This window comes from Pseudaminobacter salicylatoxidans, assembly GCF_003148475.1.
Taxonomy (GTDB): Bacteria; Pseudomonadota; Alphaproteobacteria; order Rhizobiales; family Rhizobiaceae; genus Pseudaminobacter; species Pseudaminobacter salicylatoxidans.
The window spans coordinates 534,856-554,510 of sequence record NZ_QGGG01000001.1 but is presented as its reverse complement, the minus strand read 5'-3'; the positions used below and the strand labels follow the sequence as shown (position 1 = coordinate 554,510).

Below are 19,655 nucleotides of genomic sequence, written 5' to 3'. Positions count from 1 at the left end.
AATTTTATGTGGTTGGTTTCATGACGAACAATAATTTTCATGTCATCGAGAATGAATGGATTGTGCTGGAAGACGGCACGCGACTGGCTGCGCGCATCTGGATGCCGGATGATGCGGGACAAGCCACGCCGGTTCCCGCGGTGCTGGAATTTCTGCCCTATCGCAAGCGCAACGGCACCGCCCCTCGCGACGAGTCCACCTATCCGGTGTTTGCCGCTGCCGGCATCGCCGGAGTTCGCGTGGACATTCGCGGCAGCGGCGAATCCGATGGCGTGATCGACGGCGAATACACGCCGCGAGAGCTTTCCGATGCGGTCGAGGTGATCGAGTGGATCGCCGCCCAGCCATGGTCGAACGGCAGCGTGGGCATGATGGGCATTTCGTGGGGCGGTTTCAATTGCCTCCAGGTGGCGGCGCTGAAACCGCCGGCACTCAAGGCGGTGATCTCCATCGCCTCGACGGTCGATCGCTATAATGACGATATCCACTACAAGAACGGTACGCACCTGTCGGCCCAGTTTTCCTGGGCGGCAACGATGAGTGCCTACCAGTCACGCTCGCCGGACCCCGAGATCGTGGGTGAGCGCTGGCGCGACATGTGGCTGGAGCGGCTGGAACAAGAGCCTTTCTTCATGGAGGAATGGCTTTCGCACCAGCGCCGCGACGAGTTTTGGCGCCACGGTTCGATCTGCGAGGATTTCGAGGGTTTCCCCATTCCCGCGCTGGTGATAGCAGGCTGGGCGGACGGCTATCGCAACACGCCGCTGAAGGCCGTGAGCGGAATGCCTGGCAAGGCCAAGGCGCTGATAGGGCCGTGGGTGCACAAATATCCGCATTTTGCCTATCCGAAGCCGCGCGCTGACTTTCATGCCGAGGCGATTGCCTGGTGGCGCCGCTGGCTCTGCGATGAAAAGAACGGTGCCGATGCCGCGCCGCAGGTGCGCGCCTACATCCTCGATGGACCCCGCCCGGCTCGCTGGCGCGAGGCGGATCCCGGCTACTGGGTTGCCAAGGATGCATGGAGCGAACCGAAGGCGATGGCCTTGGCGGTCGATGCTTCAGGACGGCTCGAACACAATCCGCGGGATCGTGCCGGCGGCAATGCGCTGCTGCGGTCGCCGCTCGATACGGGCACTGCCGCCGGTGAGTTTTTCACGCTCAAGCCGGATTCCGAAATGGCAAGCGATCAGCGCCCGGATGATGCCGGTTCGCTCACCTTCGACAGCGCGGCGCTCGGCGAAGAATGTGTCATCCTCGGCCAGCCGGTTTTGAGGCTGCGCCTGTCCAGCGATGCGCCGCTCGCCAACCTGGCTGCAAGGCTGGTGGACGTGCATCCCGACGGCACCGCCACGCGCGTCTGCTATGGCGTACTCAACCTTGCCCATCGCAACGGCAATGCCGAGCCTCAGGTGCTGGAGCCGGGCAAGGCAGTCGAGGTGGAACTGGTTCTGGACGCCTGTGGCTATCGTTTCGCGCCGGGGCACCGCATCCGCCTTTCGCTGTCCAGTGCCTATTGGCCGACGGTGTTGCCGCCGCCCTATGACGCCACGCTCGATATTGAACTGGCTTCGGTCGAGGTAAGCTTGCCTCTGCTGGGCGAGCACAGTCGCATCGACCTGCCGGAGCCGGCCAATCCCGATCCCCTCCCGCACTACGAAGAACTGGAAGAAGGCTCATCCGCACGCAGCATCGAACATGACCTGCGCAATGGCGTAACCCGCTACAGGGTCAGCGAGGACACCGGTCTCAATCGCCACCCCGGCAATGGGCTCAGGGCGCGCGACGTCACCGAACAGGTGTGGTCGATCGTGCCGGGAGATCCGCTGTCGATGACAGCCGAGATCACCTCAGTTTGCACTATCGCCCGTGAAGGCTGGGAAACCACGACCCGCAGCACCATGAAACTCTCCTGCACTGAAACGGAATGGATCGTTTCCGAGCATATGCAGGCGTTCCATGACGGAAGCTCGGTGTTCGACCGCGAGCGCAGCGCGCGCATCCCGCGCGATTGCATGTGAAGCAACGCGCGGGCTCGTGGGGGAGGCCCGAACGACATCGTGAAGGGCAGAAGGCCGTTCCACCGGAACAAAGGCAGCGAGAAGCGTGGGGAGCCTGGCTCCTCACGCTGCTATCCATCCGCACTCCTGACCTGGTGCCGGCCTAGTCGTCGGCCTGCGACTTATGTTCCTGATGTGCGTGACGAATCCGCCGGATACCCCACCAGACCAGTAGCACCACCGGCAGGACCGCAAGGGCGGTTGCGGTCTCAGGCGAAAAGGCGTGACTGGCGGCCGACGCGCCCTTGGCGACATAACCGACGAGGCCGACCACGTAATAGGACACAGCCGCCACGGAAAGGCCCTCGACCGTCTGCTGCAGCCGCAGTTGGAGCCGGGCGCGGTTGTTCATCGAGGCAAGCAGGTCGCGGTTCTGCTTTTCGACCTCGACATCCACCCAGGTGCGCAGAAGCGTGGTGGTGCGGGTAAGCTTGCGTGACAGATTGGCCTGCCTTTCCTCGACCGATCGGCAGGTGCGCATTGCGGGAGCCATGCGACGTTGCAGGAAGCCGGCCCAGGTCTGGTGGCCCGGCACCGCCTCCTCCTCCAGCGCTTCCAGGCGTTCGCGCACGATGCCGTCATAGGCGCGACTGGCGCCGAAGCGATAGAGGCTGGCGGCGGCATCGGCCTCGAGTTCGGCCGCCAGTTCCGTGAGGTTGGCAAGCAGGGTCTGGCTGTCGCGCGTTTCACTGCTCTTCATTTCCCGCGTGATCTGGGCAAGACTGTCTTCCATGCGACGCACCTGACCCGACAGCGAGAGCGCCATCGGCAGTCCGAGCAGGGCGAGGGTCCGGTAGGTTTCGATATCGATCAGCCGTTGTGACAGGGCGCCGGCACGGGCTGGGGTCATACCGCGGTCGAGAACCAGGATGCGGGTCAGTCCGTCGGCGTCCTGACGGAAGTCCGTGACGATGGCGGCCGCGCCATTCTCGACCAGGGAATAGCACAGGCTGGCCGGATCGAAGCCGGCAATCAGCTTCTCACTTGCAGGGGTCCATTCGCGGATTTCGACCCGGATTGCCGAAATCACCGTGCCGGGCGGACTGAAACCATTGCCGAAAGGCGAATTTTCCCAAGCGCGGCCGGTTTCGCCAAGCGGGCCTTCCCAGAGATAGGTCGAAAACTCTGTGTGGCGCTCCCAGCGGACCGAACCTTGTCCCCATTTCATGGCATGATGGCGCGCCTGGCGATCTGGCGCAGCGATGCCAAGGCGTCGTGAGAGTTCGCAAAGAACGGCGTGGTCGACGCTGGACCCGGCATCCGTCATGAAGGAAAGCTGGATCAGGGCGCGTGGCGCTTCGACCATAGGATGTGGGCGGGAATGCACTTCACCGAGGGCACCCGCACGCTCGGCATGCGCCGGAAATCCCATGACGCTGCCGGTTGCCCGCGGCAAGAATTCAAGAGACGACGGATTGTCAGTCATCAACCGGGTTCCTCAATGATTGGCTGGATGAGAGGCTGTAGAGAAACTCTCAATCGCATGCCAATGCCAAATCGTTGCGCGCTGATGGGCCGCAGGGCCTCGCCTGGCAGATGGGCCGCCGGCCTAGGAAATCCAGAGGAAGAGAATTCTGCCCAAAGCGCCAAGCAGCAATATGAAAGTCGCCACACTCTGGATGAAGAAACCGGGATATCGCTTCAACGGTGCCGAAAGATACCCGACAAAATAAGCGATCCGGCCAACCAGCCAGATACCACCGAAAATCGCTGCCCATGTCGCGCTCCAGTAGATAGCGAACAGCCACATCGACGGCAGGAAGATCGGTAGCCATTCAAGTGTGTTGGAGTGCGCTCGAATTGCCTGCTCGAGCCGCGGGTCACCGGTCATCCTGGGCGCAAGTATCCCGGTTGCGGAGTGGGTTCTTGCCACGGTAATAGCCATCCCGAAGAGGACAAGACCACATAGCAGGGTGACAATTGCGACGCCGTAATATTGTTCCATAGCCTGCTCCCTCTCTCTGGCCATGCAGACAATCAAACCTTTACACCGGCGGCAACCCGGATTGGCATGCTCCTGACGCTAGTCGCCTTTGGTGGAACCACCGTCCGGGTTGGGCGCTGGCGTTTCTCTCGTGTCGCGCGTCGGATGGTCGGGATCGCCTCGTCCGGTCGAGGTTTCCTTGTCGCCGGGGCGCGGCTCCCTCGATTGTTTGAGCTTCCTGAACTCTTCAGCCGCGCGCTTCTGGCCGTCATCGACGGTTTCGGTCAGACCGGTACCCAGAGGCGGTTTCCGGTTTTTCGCGGCTTCTTGCGAGAAGGCGTCATTCGGATCGGGCCCGGCAGCGGGTACAGGCTTGCGGGCTCCGGTGTGATATTCAGGCTCCCTGGACATGGCCTACTCCATTCCGAAGGATGATCGATGGAGCCACATCGACCTTCGCCGTTTCAGGCGCCATCTTCATCATATCAACAGGTCCTGACCCTAACTGCCGGCGGGGACATCCGTTCCGATAAAAAGAGGTTGCGGGCTCGGGCAGGAATGCCCAAGCCAGGCTCTCGACCCTGAGCTTGGCAACGGCCTTCGTGTCGCAGTTGCGGGATATGGCCTTTCACATGCGAATGGTTAGATTGCGGGAAAAGAAGAAAGGATCGACTCCCATGATCGAAATCATCCGAAAGAGACCGCTTCTGGCGCTGGTAATTGTTGCCGTCGTGGCCGCATTGGTGACTGCGAGCGTCACCATCGGGGTTATTCAAACAGCCACCTTTGTTGCAATGGGCGCCACTGCGGCGGTCATGGGGGCAATCGTCATCGGGTCGGTCGCGAGATAGACGCGCACGATCGGGCTGGCCGCTGCCGGGTTATTCCCCGTGCAGGCCGATAACCGGGGTTCGGGATTTCCCGGTCGCCAGCCCGCCATGTCCGGCAACAGCGTGAAGCGGTTAAACCGGCGCAGTCTCGAAGACTGAATTCCCGAACGACGAAAACGGCATACGGATACCACGCCGTCCCGGACTGCCGGCTTTTTCGTGCTGCCCGGTGGTTCACATCTTTTCGCCGGGCAGAGCGGCCGCCTGCTTCACCCAGTCGGTAAACTGCGCTTCGTCGAACTGGCCCTCGTGAACGTCGAGGTAGCGGACTTGCGGATGCTTTGATGTGCCCAGCGGCATCGGGTCCAGGGATGTGCCCCGAAAAAAGGTCACTTTCACGTATTTCGTGAAGCAATGGAGGCTCAGGAACCAGGTCCCATCCGCGACGCCATAGAAAGGCGAGTTCCATTTGACGGCCTTGCAAACGCCGGGAACGGTACGCGCGATGATGCCGTCGATGCGTTTCCCGAGATCGCTTTTCCAGCCTGGCATGGCGGTGATGTAGGCTTGCACGGGCTCGTCTCCGTAGCCCTTGGCAATCTGCGGATTGCCGCCTGAAAGAAGCTTCGGCTTCATCATGTGGACCCTCTCCGGTTATGCGCAACAGCCGGTCCGCGATGACCGGCCGCGCCGCTCCAGTTCACGTTTCGGAACGAAAGCCACGCACTTCCGTTGGTTTCCTGCGGCCCGGCAAGCCGCTACGAACGAAAGGAGTTCGTCATGAAACCCCGAATTTTGAGTGTCATTGCAGGGGTTATGCTTCTCGGTGGTACCGGGATTGCAGCCGCGCAGGACGTAATTGTCACTCCTGAACAGCAGACGGTGATCAGAGAATATGTGCAAAAGAAGCCGCTTGCGTCGATCAGTTTGCTTGGCGTGGAATTGAATGTCGGCTCTCCTCTCCCTGACACGGTTGAGCTTCACGAGATTCCGGATGTCCAGTATCGGTATGTTGTGGTCAACGATCATACTGTGGTCGTCGACCCCGCAACCAGGAGAATTGTCGCGGTGATCAATTAGCGCGTCCTGTATAAGACGGCGCCCGCCCCGGTTATCCAGGGCGGGCGTTTTGGGCTATGCGAGGATCAGCACGATTTCCAGGGTTTCCGGGTCGACAATGATGATGCGACCGTCAGCGAGTACGAAATACTCGTAGCCTTCATACTCAGGCACGATCTCCACAATCCTGGGTGGAAGCCGGTAAAGGTGGACTTCCCTGGGCACACGCACGCCCAAATCGACCGAAAAGTTGATGTTCGGCGCGGGTTCGACATGCCCCTCGCGCAGTGCTTTCCTGAGCTCTCCGCGCTGCTCCTCGCTGACATGCCCTTTCTCCGCGCGTTTCCCTTGTGAACCACTCTGTTCTTCGGTTTTCTTACTGGTGGCCTTGCCCTGTTCCTTCGATTGCGCTTTTGGTTTCTCCGCTTCCTTGCCCTCTGACTTCATAGGGGGTTTTTCCATGGGCTGACCACCCTTCTCCTCCATCTTCATGGTGCCGCCCTCGGCGCCTTCTTTCTTCATCCCGCCCTTGCCGTATTCACCATCCCCTTTGCCCCCGGATTGTTCCGGAGGCTTCTTGATCGGCGCTTCTGTCTGTGCGGCGGCAAGGCCTGGTGCGATGCCGATGGCCAGCACGATTGCACTTTTGATGAGGATCTGTCTCATGGTCGTTCTCCCATAGACTGATCGCAGCCAACGTCAGGCGTAAGCCCCCGTTCCATCACATTGTGCTTGCGCCACGTTCCGTCTCAGTTCGCCGGGGCCGTCTTTCCGGTTTGACGGTCACGGGAAACGCCTGCCTGTGAGCCCTTTCGGCTTTGTCTCCTCGAATGCGACGTGATGCTCGGCCATCATCTCGATCCAGACAGCCACATTCATCGGGATTTCAGCTTTTCCGGCCAGCCAGGCGTGAACCACGGACACGTCACACCCCAGGCATTGCGCCAGGGTCTCAGGTGTCCAACGGATCACCGACAAGCATTGGTCAAGCCGGTCTGGCATCATTTGTAATGACCGTCGTGTTCAGTGTGCGCGCTTGTCCTTTGCGCTGCCGTTCACAAACTGCCAGTCGTGGCGCTTCGCGAGATAATTGTCGAGCGCATCGGCTAAGGCGGGCTCCTCTGTCGTGCCTTCCAGATATCGCTGCATCAGAAAGCGAGCGGCCTCACGCTCCATTCGCAGCTCGGACAAGGCTGACCGGGCGTTGACAAGGACGCGCTTGATCTTTTCGAGATCCCTGGAAGTCAGAAATTGATGGGTCGTTGGCACGGATGCCTCCTCGTTTCCCCATCTCCGCGAGAGACTCTACCCCTTAATCGACCCCGGATGCTATTAACTTTGACGTACCATCCGGCTTCGGTGGATGGGGTTGAGAAGAGAGGCTCGATCGTGACTACGGGGGTATGGCGCTCGACCGAGCCTCATGCTGCCTCATACGAAGGAAGCCCAGGAAAAGTGCCATATCGACGGCAACCCACAAGCCGGAAGAAACCCGGCTTGTGTAGGGATTGCCCGCAATGATAGGCCGCGCCTGGCGTAATTTTCTTGCGTTCTCGCTGCGGGCAGTCCTGCGTTTCCGGACCGCTGCTTACGCGATCGCATAGGGCACTGCGCCGCGCCTGTTGTGTTCGATGACCAGCCGGCTCTTGAGCGGCGGCACGGCGCGCTGGTGACAATTGGTGCGCTCGCAGATGCGGCAGGAAATGCCGATGGGATCGAAGGCGGCGCGATTGCCGAGGTCGAGCCCGTCGGCGTAGACGAAGTGCTCGGCATGGGCGATTTCACAGCCAAGCGCGATGGCATAGCGTCGCTGTGGCGCGTGGAAGCCGCCGCCGCCCTTGGTAAGTTCGGTGGCGATGCACAGATAGCGCACGCCATCGGGAGTTTCGGCAAGCTGGCGGATGATCCGGCCGGGCGTCTCGAACGCCTGATGGGCGTTCCAGAGCGGGCAGGCAGCGCCGAAGCGGGCGAATTGCAGCTTCGCGGCGCTGTGGCGCTTGGTGATGTTTCCGGCACGGTCCATACGGGCAAAGAAGATCGGCACGCCTTTCGCGCCCGGCCGCTGCAGCGTGCTGAGGCGGTGCGAAACCTGCTCGACGCTCGCGCCGAAGCGGGCGGCAAGCAATTCCAGATCATGGCGCAATTCCTTCGCGGCGGCGAGAAACGACCGGTAGGGCAGGGTGAGCGCGCCGGCAAAATAGTTGCGCAGGCCCATCTTGCAGATCTCCAGCGCCTCCGCGCTACGAAAGTCCGCACGTTCGGCTATTTGCGAAACCGTGGTTTCCACCTCGAGTTCGGCGATCTGGAAGGCGATCTGGAAATTGCGGGTCGAAACCGGCGAATAAGGGCTGAGGAACAGCACGCGCGACTTGGGGTCGAACTGACGGATGATGTCCTCATTTGATCCGCTTTTGGCGATGCGCACATTGTGCCTTTCCTCGATATAGGCGGAAAGGGCGGTGCCGGCTTCGCCTTCCGGCAGGCCGATGCCGGTCGCCAGCTTTTCGGCGGCGACATCGAGATCGTGGATATAATTGTCCACGAAATGGAAGAAGTCGCGCACTTCTTCATAGGGCGTCGGCTCGACCAGATGGGCGCTCCGGCCCAGCGTGTCGTCCAGGCTGGCAAGCTGCTCGCTGTTGTGGCGATAGGCCTGATGTGCCGAGATCAACGCGCGGGCAAAGCCCGGCGCATTCTGCGTCACCAGCTTCAGTTCCTGCAGATTGGGCGCATAGTTTTCGAAGATCGGATCGGACAGCGCTTCGGTGAGCGCCGATAGCAGGCGGTCGCTGTCGCCCTGCGAAATCTCGGCGATGTCGATCTGGAATTTTTCCGCGAGCGCCAGCAGGACCGAGGCCGAAACCGGCCGCTGGTTGTTCTCGATCTGGTTGAGATAGCTGGTCGAGATGCCGATCTGTTCGGCGAAGACCTGCTGCGTGGCCTTGTTGGCCTGGCGCAGCTCGCGCACCTTGCGGCCGATATAGAGTTTGCGAGGTGCCATATTTGCAATTTCACATTTTACAATTTGCATATTTGTATATTACGCCTTTGCGCATTTTCAACCGTTTTCTCGCCCGCGCCTCAAGCGTAAGCCGCTCCCTGCGCTCCATTCCACCGGTTCGGCTGGAGCGATTGCGTTGCAATTCGTGGTGCGGGAGAAACCCATGACGCTCTACCAAGCCGCCTCGGGCATGAACTGATGCGCGCCGTTCTGGAACAGTTGGAGGCGCGCCGCGCCGAAGCCCGCCTTGGCGGCGGCCAGCGGCGCATCGACGCCCAGCACGCCAAGGGCAAGCTCACCGCGCGCGAGCGTCTCGAAGTGCTTCTCGATGAGGGTTCGTTCGAGGAATACGACATGTATGTCACCCACCGCGCCACCGATTTTGGCATGGCGAGCCAGAAGGTGGCGGGCGACGGCGTCGTCACCGGCTGGGGCACCATCAACGGCCGCATGGTCTATGTCTTTTCGCAGGATTTCACTGTGCTGGGCGGCTCGCTCTCCGAGACGCATGCGCAGAAGATCTGCAAGATCATGGACATGGCCGTGAAAAACGGCGCGCCGGTCATCGGCGTCAACGACAGCGGCGGTGCGCGCATCCAGGAGGGCGTGGCATCGCTCGCCGGCTATGCCGACGTCTTCAAGCGCAATGTCGATGCCTCGGGCGTGGTGCCGCAGATTTCGCTCATCATGGGGCCGTGCGCGGGCGGCGCGGTCTATTCGCCGGCCATGACCGATTTCATCTTCATGGTGCGCGACAGTTCCTACATGTTCGTGACCGGCCCGGACGTCGTGAAGACCGTCACCAACGAGGTCGTCACCGCCGAGGAGCTGGGTGGCGCGCGCACGCATACACAAAAATCGTCGGTCGCGGATGGCGCCTACGAAAACGACATCGAGGCGCTGGAGCAGGTGCGTCGGCTGTTCGATTTCCTGCCGCTCAACAATCGCGACGCGTCGCCGGTGCGGCCGTTCCACGACGATCCCGCCCGCGTCGAGATGCGGCTCGACACGTTGGTGCCTGACAGCGCCAACAAGCCCTATGACATGAAGGAACTGATCCTGGCGATTGCCGACGAGGGCGACTTCTTCGAAATCCAGGAAGCCTTTGCGAAAAACATCATCACCGGTTTCATGCGCATCGAAGGTCAGACGGTGGGCGTGGTCGCCAACCAGCCGATGGTGCTGGCCGGCTGCCTCGACATCGATTCCTCGCGCAAGGCCGCGCGCTTCGTGCGCTTCTGCGACGCCTTTTCCATCCCGCTCCTGACGCTGGTGGATGTTCCGGGCTTCCTGCCCGGAACGAGCCAGGAATATGGCGGCGTCATCAAGCACGGTGCCAAGCTTTTGTTCGCCTATGCGCAGGCGAACGTGCCGATGGTGACGCTGATCACGCGAAAAGCCTATGGCGGCGCCTATGACGTCATGGCCTCCAAGCATATCGGCGCCGATGTCAACTACGCCTGGCCCACCGCCGAGATTGCGGTGATGGGCGCCAAGGGCGCTACCGAAATCCTCTACCGATCGGAACTCGACGATCCGGCGAAGATCGCCGAGCGCACGCGCGAGTATGAGGAGCGTTTCGCCAATCCCTTCATCGCGGCCGAGCGCGGTTTCATCGACGAGGTGATCATGCCGCATTCCTCGCGCCGGCGCATCGCCCGCGCCTTCGCCTCGCTGCGCGGCAAGAACGTCGACACGCGCTGGAAGAAACACGACACGATGCCGCTCTGAGGTCCGAGATGTTCAAGAAAATCCTGATCGCCAATCGCGGCGAGATCGCCTGCCGTGTCATCAAGACCGCGCGCAAGCTTGGCATCGCCACGGTCGCCGTCTATTCCGACGCCGACCGCGAGGCGCTGCATGTGAAGATGGCGGATGAGGCGGTGCATATCGGCCCGCCGCCGTCGAGCCAGTCCTATATCGTGATCGACAAAATCCTCGATGCGATCCGTCAGACCGGGGCGGACGCCGTTCATCCCGGCTACGGCTTCCTGTCGGAAAACGCGCATTTCGCCGAGGTCCTGAAAGCCGAAGGCGTCGCCTTCATCGGCCCGCCGCCGGTTGCGATCGAGGCGATGGGCGACAAGATCACTTCCAAGCGTATCGCCGCCGGCGCCGGCGTGTCGACCGTACCCGGCCATATGGGCTTGATCGAAAATGCCGACGAAGCGGTCAGGATCGCCTCCGAGATCGGCTATCCGGTGATGATCAAGGCCTCCGCCGGCGGCGGCGGCAAGGGCATGCGCATCGCCTGGAACGACGCCGACGCCCGCGAAGGGTTCCAATCGTCGCGCAACGAGGCCAGATCGTCCTTCGGCGACGACCGCATCTTCATCGAAAAGTTCGTCACCCAGCCGCGCCACATCGAGATTCAGGTGCTGGGCGACAGCCAGGGCAACCTGATCTATCTCGGCGAGCGCGAATGCTCGATCCAGCGCCGCAACCAGAAGGTCATCGAGGAGGCGCCGTCGCCCTTCCTCGACGCCGCCACCCGCAAGGCGATGGGCGAACAGGCGGTCGCTCTGGCAAGGGCCGTGGGCTATTTCTCCGCCGGTACGGTCGAGTTCATCGTCGATGCGGACAAGAAATTCTATTTCCTCGAAATGAACACCCGCCTGCAGGTGGAGCATCCGGTGACGGAGCTCATCACCGGCATCGACCTGGTGGAGGAAATGATCCGCGTCGCGGCCGGCGAAAAGCTGCGCTTCGCGCAAAACGATGTGAAGCTGAACGGCTGGGCCATCGAAAGCCGACTCTATGCCGAGGACCCGTATCGCAACTTCCTGCCATCGATCGGCCGGCTCACGCGCTATCGCCCGCCGGTCGAAGGTACGCGCGACGATGGTACCGTGGTGCGCAACGACACCGGCGTCTTCGAGGGCGGCGAAATCTCGATGTATTACGACCCGATGATCGCCAAGCTGTGCACCTGGGCCGCCGACCGGGCCACGGCCGTCGAGGCGATGGGCCGCGCGCTCGACGATTTCGAGGTGGAAGGCATCGGTCACAATTTGCCGTTCCTGTCGGCCGTCATGGAGCATCCGCGCTTCCGTGCCGGCGCGCTGACGACCGCCTTCATCGCCGAGGAATATCCGGACGGATTTGGCGGCGTCGAGCCCTCCTCGGAAGATGTCAGGCTGCTCGCCGCCGTCGCCGCGCATGTCCATCTGTGCCGCGAAAAGCGCAACGTCCGGATTTCCGGCGCGCTCGCAAATCATCGGCGCGCGATCGGAGAAGACTGGGTGGTGACCCTTCCCGAGCACGGACTGGCTGTGAAAGTTTGCGAACAGGACGGCGGCTCACTGGTCGAATTCTCCGATGGCAGCACGCTTGCCGTGGCAAGCGACTGGCTGCCAGGCGCAAGCCACGCGATCTTCGCCGTCGGCGCGGCGCGGATGGGCGTGAAGGTCTCGCCGGCGAATTCGGCCTGCCGTCTGCGCTGGCGCGGCATTGATGTTCTGGCTTATGTGCGCTCGCCGCGCGTCGCCGAACTCGCACGACTGATGCCGCAGAAGCTGCCGCCGGACACATCGAAAATGCTGCTCTGCCCGATGCCGGGCGTGATCACGTCCATCGCCGTTGAGGTCGGCGATCAGGTCGAGGCGGGTCAGGCGCTGGCCACGGTGGAGGCCATGAAGATGGAGAACGTGCTGCGCGCCGAGCGTCGCGGCACGGTCGCGCGCATCGCGGCGGCGGCGGGTGCGAGCCTCGCCGTGGACGAACTGATCATGGAATTCGAGTAGGTTTAATCGGAATGCTCGTACTCCTTCGCACCTCTCTGTCCGGCAAGACAGCGGGCAACGCGGCGGGGTAAGCTCAAAGGAGGTCTGCATGACCAATCGCGATCTCTCCCAATGGCGGGATCTCGCCGGGCGCGAAACCAAGACTTCGGCGGACACCCTTGTCTGGAACACGCCCGAGGGTATTGCGGTCAAGCCGCTCTACACGGCGGCCGACCTCGAAGGCGTCGAGCATCTGGACAGCCTGCCGGGCTTCGCGCCCTTCGTGCGCGGGCCGCGCGCCACCATGTATGCCGGCCGTCCCTGGACGATCCGGCAATATGCCGGTTTCTCGACCGCGGAAGAATCCAACGCGTTCTACCGTAAGGCGCTGGCCGCCGGGCAGCAGGGCGTGTCGGTGGCCTTCGACCTTGCCACTCATCGCGGCTATGACAGCGACCATCCGCGTGTGGTGGGCGATGTCGGCAAGGCTGGCGTTGCGATCGATTCCGTCGAGGACATGAAGATACTGTTCGACGGCATCCCGCTCGACAAGGTATCGGTGTCGATGACCATGAACGGCGCGGTGATCCCGATCCTCGCCAATTTCATCGTGGCCGGCGAGGAGCAGGGCGTATCGCGCGGCAAGCTTAGCGGCACCATCCAGAACGACATCCTGAAGGAGTTCATGGTCCGCAACACCTATATCTATCCGCCCGAACCCTCGATGCGGATCATCGCCGACATCATCGAATACACGGCAAGCGAGATGCCGAAGTTCAATTCCATCTCGATCTCCGGCTATCATATGCAGGAGGCGGGTGCGACGCTGGTGCAGGAGCTTGCCTTCACGCTGGCCGACGGACGCGAATATGTGCGCGCGGCGCTGAAGCAGGGGCTCAATGTCGACGACTTCGCCGGGCGGCTGTCCTTTTTCTTCGCGATCGGCATGAATTTCTTCATGGAAGCCGCGAAGCTGCGCGCCGCGCGGCTGCTGTGGTCGCGCATCATGACGGAATTCGAGCCGAAAAAGCCATCGTCGCTGATGTTGCGCACCCACTGCCAGACATCGGGCGTGTCGCTGCAGGAGCAGGACCCTTACAACAACGTCGTGCGCACGGCCTTCGAGGCGATGTCGGCCGCGCTCGGCGGTACGCAGTCGCTGCACACCAACTCCTTCGACGAGGCGATTGCGCTGCCGACCGAGTTCTCGGCCCGCATCGCCCGCAACACCCAGCTCATTCTCCAGCACGAGACGGGCGTCACCAGGGTCGTCGATCCGCTGGCCGGCTCCTACTATGTCGAGAGCCTCACCGACGAACTGGCCAACAAGGCCTGGGCGCTGATCGAGGAGGTCGAGGCGCTGGGGGGGATGACCAAAGCGGTCGATTCCGGCCTGCCGAAACGGTTGATCGAGGAGGCCGCCACGCGCCGGCAGGCGGCCGTCGACAAGGGCGAGGACGTCATTGTCGGTGTCAACAGGTACCGGCTCGAGCAGGAAGACGAGATCGACATTCTGGAGATCGACAATTCCGTCGTCCGGACCGCGCAGATCGCCCGCATCGAGCGCACGCGCCGTCAGCGCGATCCGAATCGCGTGCAGGAAACACTTGCGGCGCTCGAAAAGGTCGCACGCGCCGGCGAGGGGAACCTGTTGGCTGCAGCCGTGGAGGCGGCGCGCGCGCGCGCCACGGTGGGCGAGATTTCCGATGCCATGCGCCGCGCCTTCGGCGACCACGCGGCCGTGCCCAGGGTGGTCGGCAATGTCTACGGCAAGGCCTATGACGGCGAGCCGGAATTCAAGACGCTGGTCGAGCGGCTGGACGAGTTTGCCGGCTCGCTCGGGGTAAAGCCGCGCATCATGGTGGCCAAGCTCGGTCAGGACGGTCATGATCGCGGCGCCAAGGTGATCGCTTCGGCCTTTGGCGACATCGGTTTCGAGATCGTCGCCGGGCCGCTGTTCCAGACGCCGGAGGAGGCGGCGGACACCGCTATTGCCGCAAAGGTCCATGTGGTGGGCATGTCGTCGCTTGCGGCTGGCCACAAGACGCTCGCGCCGCAACTGGTCGCGGCGCTGAAGGAGAGGGGCGCGGAAAACGTCATCGTCGTCGTCGGTGGCGTCATTCCACGCCAGGATTACCAGTATCTCATCGACCATGGCGTGGCGGCGGTCTTCGGCCCGGGCACCAATGTGCTCGATGCGGCCCGCGCCGTGCTCGATCTTCTGGAAGGACGTCGCCGCAACCGGTAATGGTTCGGCCGGACACATGATGAATTGCGCGGCTATTGCAGCCGCTTTGGAGGGCTCAACAATGTCAAATCAGGTCGTCTTCGTTTCCGCCGCCCGCACGGCCATCGGCTCTTTCGGCCGTTCGCTGAAGGATGTGCCGGCCACGCGACTGGCAACGACGGTGCTGCAGGCGGCCGTCTCGCGCGCGGGCATCGAGACCGCGCGGGTTGGCCACGTGGTGTTCGGCAATGTCATTCACGGCGAGCCGCGCGATGCTTATCTCGCCCGTGTCGCGGCGCTTGAGGGCGGTCTCGGCCACGGGGTTCCGTGCCTGACGCTCAACCGGCTTTGCGGCTCGGGCCTGCAGGCAATCGTGTCGGCGGCTCAGTCGATCATGCTTGGCGACACCGATTGCGCGGTCGCCGGCGGTGCCGAGAGCATGAGCCGTGGCGGTTATCTGATGCCCGCGCTGCGCGATGGCCAGCGCCTGGGAGACGCCATGGCCATCGACATGGTGGTGGGCGTGCTGACCGATCCGTTCGGAAACGGGCATATGGGCATCACCGCCGAGAATGTCGCGACGCGCTGCGGCATCGCGCGGGAGGAGCAGGACGGCTTTGCCGTGGTGAGTCATCGTCGCGCGGCGGCCGCGATCGCCGAGGGCCGCTTCCGGTCGCAGATCGTGCCGGTGGAGATCAAGGGTCGCAAGGGAACGGTTGTCTTCGATCAGGACGAGCATGTGCGGGCGGATGTGTCGGTGGAGAATTTGGCGGGGCTGCGCCCGGCCTTCGCCAGGGACGGCAGCGTCACGGCGGGCAATGCCTCCGGCATCAATGACGGCGCGGCCGCGCTGGTGTTGATGGAAGAGGACGTGGCCCGCGCCGAGGGGCGCGAAGTCCTTGGCCGGCTTGTGTCCTACGCCCATTCCGGCCTCGATCCGGCGGTGATGGGGCTCGGCCCCGTAGAGGCGACGCGCAAGGCGCTGGCGCGCGCCAGCATCGGTATCGACGACCTGAAAGTCATCGAATCCAATGAGGCTTTCGCCGCACAGGCCTGCGCGGTGTCGAAGGAACTCGGCTTCCCGGCGGAGATCACCAACCCCAATGGCGGCGCCATCGCACTCGGCCATCCTGTCGGGGCGACGGGCGCGATCCTGACGGTCAAGGCGCTCTATGAACTCCAGCGTCTCGGCGGCGGCTATGGTTTGATCACCATGTGCATCGGCGGCGGGCAGGGCATTGCCATGGTGGTGAAGGCCGGATAACGGGCAGTGCAGCCCTTCAATGCCGCATGAGGAAACGTCCGCCTGCGGTCGCTCAGTGCGATGGCCCGACACCTCAGATTGCAGGGTCGCCTCGCCGCCAGGCACCTCTATAGAGCTTGATGACATTTTCCCGATTTGTCGTCAGGCTCTATCTATCTGTTTGAGCGCGATCTTTTCCGAAAGCCGGCTTCCCGTTAAGGGTATGCCGGCTTCTTCTTTTTCTGACCGACCGTCTCCATATGGTGGTGTGCGGATCGCGCTCCGGCCGATCTCTTCACAGGGCATGGTGCGCGCAAGGCTGTCGGGCACGTCGAGGACCAGATCAGGCGCGTGAAGCGCGCAATGCGTATCCGACAGCCTCGCTAGGGCCTGCCGGCTGGCCCTATGGCGCCTCCTGGCGCCCTTTATCCGGCTTGCGCCAGACCAATTCGTCCCGGGAGCAGCGACTTCACAGCGCACCTTTTTCGCAAACTGGCGGTTCGCGATGCAAGGCGAGAATTTTTCGGTTGCAATCCCGTGAAAATCTTGCATTCATGCCTTGCATACAAGAGGAGGTGGGTGCCGTGAGTCTGGCAGCCAGTATCAGCAGCCGCATAATCGAGGCGGCTCTGAGTAGAAAGCTTGAGCCAAATGCGCGGCTTGGCGAGCAGGATATTGCGTCCTTGTTCGGCTGCAGCCGCACCATAGTGCGCGAGGCGATGGTCGAGTTGGCCGTGCGTGGCATCGTCGTTGTCAGTCCCCGCAAAGGCTGGTTTTTGCCAGAGGTTGACGTCGCCAAGGCGCGTGAACTCTATGAGGCTCGCGAGGTCATCGAAACCGGTCTTCTGCGCAACCTGGCACGGCATGGACGTGTCCTCGAAGCCGAACCTCTCGATCGGCTGCGTGAGCATCTTTCGCAGCAGAAGGAAGCTATCGAAGGCGACGACGTTAGCCGGCGAAGCTATCTTCTCGGCGATTTTCACGTGTGTCTGGCGGAATGTCTCGGCAGCAGCATACTCGCTGAGAAGCTTCGCGATCTGACGGTCCTGACCACGCTCTTTACCATGCGCCATCAAACGCCGGGCGATGCGCGCATGTCCTATGCCGAGCACGTCGCTGTCATCGAAGCGCTGGCAAATAACGACATTGCCACGGCGGAGCGGCTGATGTGCGAGCATCTCGGCACCTGGGAAACCAAGGTTCATCTCATCGACCAAATTGACCCGCTGGAAGGGTTGCGTCGGGCCCTGAGCGGACAAGGCGGTCCGCACGTGGACCGAGCAAAAAGCTAACCAGCGCGGAGGGAGGACAAATGGCAATTCGAAACACCATGACGTGGGTGGATAGCCTGCGCGCGCAGGTTCCAACGCTGTCCGCGGTCGAGTTGGCGGAACGGATCGGGCGCAGCGAGCCGCTGACGCTGGTCGATATTCGCGAGCTTCAGGAGCGGATCGACAGCGGGGCGATCCCCAATTCGCACCACGTGCCGCGCGGCATGCTGGAATTCTGGGCTGATCCGGCCATGGGCTACCATCGGAGCTTTTTCACCGAGGGCGCGGAGTATGTCGTTTACTGCGCCGGTGGCGGGCGTTCGGTGTTGGCGGCATTGGCGCTGATGGATATGGGCTACGACAAGGTCTGGCACCTGGATCACGGCTTCGGCGGCTGGAACAAGGAAGGGCGTCCTGTCGAGGATGTTGCGGCGACCTCGCGCTGGCAGCGGAAGTACTGAGCCATGCTGACCTTCGCCTTGCGTCGCGCGGTCCTGGGCCTGCTTGTTCTGGCCACGGTGGCGCTGCTTGTTTTCGTGGCCATTCGCTTTGTCCCTGGCGACATCGTGAACCAGCAACTGTCGGAGGCCGGCGCGGTGACGCCGGAACTGCTCGAACAGAAGCGGGCGCAGCTCGGCCTCGACAAGCCGATTGCCACCCAGTTCGTTCTGTGGGCCAGGGATGTGCTTGCCGGGGATCTTGGCAATTCGCTCTGGACCGGCCGGCCTGTAGCCAGCCAGATTGGCGCAGCCCTCATCCCGACGATGCAGTTGTCGATCCTGGCCATCGCCCTTGGCGCTGTCCTGGGGATCGGGGCGGGGGTCGCCTCCGCTCTGTGGCGTGGCACGCCGGGCGATATGGTGCTGCGCGTCAGCTCCACCGTGTTTCTGGCTATCCCGCAACTGTGGATGGGACTGCTGATGCTGACGGGTCTGGCTGCCATCGGCTATTTCATTCCGCTGCCCTACCGGAGCTTTTCCGATGCGCCGTTCGTCAACCTGCAGCAGGTGGTGTTTCCCGCGATTGCACTTGCGCTGGGCGTCGCCGCTGCGCTGTCTCGCCTCACGAGATCCGCCATGCTGGAGATCATCGGGGCGGATTTCATCCGGGCCGCCCGGGCGCGTGGGGTATCTTCCGCCGGCATCTATATCGGTCACGGTCTCAAGAACGCGCTGATCCCAGTCATCACGCTGGTTGGCACGCAATTCGGCCACCTTCTGTCGGGCACGGTCATCATCGAGCGAATTTTCAACGTACCGGGGCTCGGAAACATGCTGTTCGAGGCCGTTGCGACACGAGACTACCCGGTCTTACAGGCAGCCGTTCTGACCTACGGCCTTATCACCATCACCGTCAATCTGCTGGTCGACCTGTCCTATGGAATGGTTGATCCGCGTGTCCGGGAGGCCCGGTCATGACCCTCGTCATCGAAGCCGTCGAGGCCCCCCGACGCAGCAGCCGCATTGCCGCCATCCTGCGCGCCATGCTGCGCGATCCGGTGGGGTGCAGCGCGCTGGTGATATTGACGCTTGTGCTCCTGGTGGCGCTGTTCGCGCCGTGGATCGCGCAGTTCGACCCGCTGCATCAGGACAGGCGGGCCGTCCTGAAGGTTCCGTCCGTGTTACACTGGTTCGGCACCGACGATATCGGCCGCGACGTCTTTTCGCGTGTCCTGCACGGCACCCGCATTTCGCTGTTCGTCGGCCTGATGGTTGTGACCCTCACGATGATCGCGGGTGGATTGATCGGAATGATCTCGGGCTATTTCGGTGGGTGGGTCGATACCATCATCCAGCGCGTGGTCGAGGCGCTCGATACGCTGCCGTCGCTGGTCCTGTCGCTGTTCATCGCGGCGATGCTGGGACCAAGCGTCCGCAACGTCGTCATTGCGGTAACGCTTGCGCAGATACCGCGTTTCGTTCGCGTCGTACGCTCCGAGATGATGAAGATTCGCGGGCAGGACTTCATCTCGGCCGCGCGGGTCATCGGGGCATCGCCGCTCAGGATCATGATCACACACGGCGTCCCCAATCTCATGCCCACCATGCTCGTGCTGGGGTCGCTGGCATTTGGCGTGGCCATCATGACGGAGGCGGCACTCAGCTTTCTGGGCGTCGGTACACCGCCCCCGCACCCTTCGCTGGGAACGATGCTGTCCCACGGAACCCGGTTCATCACCACCGCACCGTGGTTGATCGTCTTCCCCGGATTGATGCTGACCATCAGCGTGCTGGCGCTGAACCTTGTCGGCGATGCCTTGCGTGACGTGCTGGATCCCAGGAACCAGCAGTAATTTCCAGAACGCCTGCCGGGCCGGCAGT

The 19,655-nt window shown here is 62.5% G+C and carries 19 protein-coding genes; 11 read left to right on the top strand and 8 right to left on the bottom strand.

All coding sequences use genetic code 11. The features are described 5' to 3' along the window. Nucleotides 1–20 precede the first annotated feature (20 nt). Nucleotides 21–2,018, top strand: a complete 1,998-nt coding sequence (locus C7441_RS02455) for a CocE/NonD family hydrolase (RefSeq protein WP_109611550.1) — start codon at nt 21–23, stop codon at nt 2,016–2,018. Between the two features lie 142 nt (nt 2,019–2,160). Here the strand turns inward: C7441_RS02455 and C7441_RS02450 are convergent, their stop codons facing one another. From C7441_RS02450 to C7441_RS02440, 3 genes are all read right to left on the bottom strand, one after another. Further along, nucleotides 2,161–3,483, bottom strand: coding sequence for a DUF3422 family protein (locus C7441_RS02450; RefSeq protein ID WP_109611549.1), 1,323 nt, complete (start codon nt 3,481–3,483; stop codon nt 2,161–2,163). A gap of 123 nt (nt 3,484–3,606) precedes the next feature. Beyond that, on the bottom strand, nt 3,607–4,002 hold the full coding sequence (locus C7441_RS02445) for an MAPEG family protein (RefSeq protein ID WP_109611623.1): 396 nt from the start codon (nt 4,000–4,002) through the stop codon (nt 3,607–3,609). A gap of 78 nt (nt 4,003–4,080) precedes the next feature. After that, the gene (locus tag C7441_RS02440; RefSeq protein ID WP_109611548.1) at nt 4,081–4,392 is read right to left on the bottom strand and encodes a hypothetical protein; all 312 of its coding nucleotides are present in this window, start codon (nt 4,390–4,392) and stop codon (nt 4,081–4,083) included. 266 nt (nt 4,393–4,658) lie between these two features. Here C7441_RS02440 and C7441_RS23925 point away from each other — a divergent pair, with 266 nt between their 5' ends. Further along, nucleotides 4,659–4,832 carry a hypothetical protein gene (locus C7441_RS23925; RefSeq protein WP_170124980.1) on the top strand — a complete coding sequence of 58 codons (174 nt, stop codon included), beginning with the start codon at nt 4,659–4,661 and terminating at the stop codon, nt 4,830–4,832. Nucleotides 4,833–5,045: 213 nt separating this feature from the next. On the opposite strand, the gene C7441_RS02430 is transcribed toward C7441_RS23925, so the two are convergent. After that, nucleotides 5,046–5,450, bottom strand: coding sequence for a DUF1801 domain-containing protein (locus C7441_RS02430; protein WP_109611546.1), 405 nt, complete (start codon nt 5,448–5,450; stop codon nt 5,046–5,048). A 141-nt stretch (nt 5,451–5,591) separates the two neighbouring features. On the opposite strand from C7441_RS02430, the gene C7441_RS02425 reads away from it, so the two are divergent. Continuing rightward, complete coding sequence (locus tag C7441_RS02425) at nt 5,592–5,891, top strand: DUF1236 domain-containing protein (protein ID WP_170124979.1); 300 nt, start codon at nt 5,592–5,594, stop codon at nt 5,889–5,891. A 54-nt stretch (nt 5,892–5,945) separates the two neighbouring features. On the opposite strand, the gene C7441_RS02420 is transcribed toward C7441_RS02425, so the two are convergent. The 4 genes from C7441_RS02420 to C7441_RS02405 form a co-directional block, all read right to left on the bottom strand. After that, nucleotides 5,946–6,536: a DUF1236 domain-containing protein gene (locus tag C7441_RS02420; RefSeq protein ID WP_109611544.1), complete on the bottom strand. Its 591-nt coding sequence runs from the start codon at nt 6,534–6,536 to the stop codon at nt 5,946–5,948. Between the two features lie 117 nt (nt 6,537–6,653). Then, the gene (locus tag C7441_RS24335) at nt 6,654–6,794 is read right to left on the bottom strand and encodes a hypothetical protein (protein ID WP_244916041.1); all 141 of its coding nucleotides are present in this window, start codon (nt 6,792–6,794) and stop codon (nt 6,654–6,656) included. Between the two features lie 99 nt (nt 6,795–6,893). Further along, nucleotides 6,894–7,139: a hypothetical protein gene (locus tag C7441_RS02410; protein WP_109611542.1), complete on the bottom strand. Its 246-nt coding sequence runs from the start codon at nt 7,137–7,139 to the stop codon at nt 6,894–6,896. A gap of 319 nt (nt 7,140–7,458) precedes the next feature. Then, a complete protein-coding gene (locus tag C7441_RS02405; protein WP_109611541.1) occupies nt 7,459–8,871 on the bottom strand; it encodes a helix-turn-helix domain-containing protein in 1,413 nt (470 codons plus the stop codon). 198 nt (nt 8,872–9,069) lie between these two features. On the opposite strand from C7441_RS02405, the gene C7441_RS02400 reads away from it, so the two are divergent. From C7441_RS02400 to C7441_RS02365, 8 genes are all read left to right on the top strand, one after another. Next, nucleotides 9,070–10,602, top strand: coding sequence for an acyl-CoA carboxylase subunit beta (locus C7441_RS02400; RefSeq protein ID WP_109611540.1), 1,533 nt, complete (start codon nt 9,070–9,072; stop codon nt 10,600–10,602). A gap of 8 nt (nt 10,603–10,610) precedes the next feature. Next, a complete protein-coding gene (locus C7441_RS02395) occupies nt 10,611–12,614 on the top strand; it encodes an acetyl-CoA carboxylase biotin carboxylase subunit (RefSeq protein WP_109611539.1) in 2,004 nt (667 codons plus the stop codon). Between the two features lie 88 nt (nt 12,615–12,702). Beyond that, complete coding sequence (gene scpA, locus C7441_RS02390) at nt 12,703–14,841, top strand: methylmalonyl-CoA mutase (protein ID WP_109611538.1); 2,139 nt, start codon at nt 12,703–12,705, stop codon at nt 14,839–14,841. 61 nt (nt 14,842–14,902) lie between these two features. Beyond that, nucleotides 14,903–16,084, top strand: coding sequence for a beta-ketothiolase BktB (gene bktB, locus C7441_RS02385; protein ID WP_109611537.1), 1,182 nt, complete (start codon nt 14,903–14,905; stop codon nt 16,082–16,084). Between the two features lie 563 nt (nt 16,085–16,647). After that, entirely contained in the window at nt 16,648–17,355 is a 708-nt protein-coding gene (locus tag C7441_RS02380; RefSeq protein WP_244916040.1) for a GntR family transcriptional regulator, read from the top strand. A gap of 20 nt (nt 17,356–17,375) precedes the next feature. Then, nucleotides 17,376–17,795 (top strand): rhodanese-like domain-containing protein, encoded by a 420-nt coding sequence (locus C7441_RS02375; RefSeq protein ID WP_244916039.1) that lies wholly within the window; start codon nt 17,376–17,378, stop codon nt 17,793–17,795. A 3-nt stretch (nt 17,796–17,798) separates the two neighbouring features. Continuing rightward, nucleotides 17,799–18,752, top strand: coding sequence for an ABC transporter permease (locus C7441_RS02370; protein ID WP_109611535.1), 954 nt, complete (start codon nt 17,799–17,801; stop codon nt 18,750–18,752). Continuing rightward, nucleotides 18,749–19,627: an ABC transporter permease gene (locus tag C7441_RS02365; RefSeq protein WP_109611534.1), complete on the top strand. Its 879-nt coding sequence runs from the start codon at nt 18,749–18,751 to the stop codon at nt 19,625–19,627. Before C7441_RS02370 ends, C7441_RS02365 begins: the two co-directional genes overlap by 4 nt. The last annotated feature ends 28 nt before the right edge of the window (nt 19,628–19,655 follow it).